Here is a 617-nt window from a genome sequence, read left to right on the forward strand (position 1 = left end):
CCCTTTTTCTAATTGGAAATCGAACTTCACCTTACCATTACCCGGTTCAACGCTGATAGATTTTGAAACCAGCGCACCTAAGTTCTTCACGCCGCCAAGGCCAATTTCAGGTTCAGTTAGCCAAAAATGCGTGCCTTCTACCGCGATATTTGCCACGTATTCCGGTAAAATTCGGGCGGTGACTTCAACCAGATTGCGACGGAAATTCGGTACGACAAGCGTCACTTCACCTACCTTCACGCCTTGGTATTCAATCGGCATACCTTTAAGTACTTCTTGCGTGCCGTCTGTTTCTAGCGAAATGACTCGACCAAATTTGCGCGCTTTTTGCTGATCAGCGTAAAGCTTCCAACGTTCTCCAACTTTGTTTTCCACGCCAGGCACGGAATCAAAGGCAATTCCACCTTCAATTAGAGATTTTAGTGGATGTGCTTTAACGCTAACGCCAGAAAGTGAGGCATCAATTTCGATACCTGAACGATTCCAAAAAACGGTTTGTGGTGTGACCAGATAAGCAAAGCGATTTTCAATCGTTGCTTTAATCAATACGCCACCATCGACGAGATGGAAGTCCGAAACGTTACCGACAGGCAGATTTCGATAGAGTAGAGGGCTGC

Annotated in this window: 1 protein-coding gene; it reads right to left on the reverse strand. The window is 46.0% G+C overall.

All coding sequences use genetic code 11. The features are described 5' to 3' along the window. Positions 1 to 617 (reverse strand): MlaD family protein (locus R7040_RS27685; protein WP_318097776.1); only part of this gene is annotated, 617 nt, incomplete at both ends.

It is taken from the genome of Vibrio sp. 1069 (assembly GCF_033340555.1).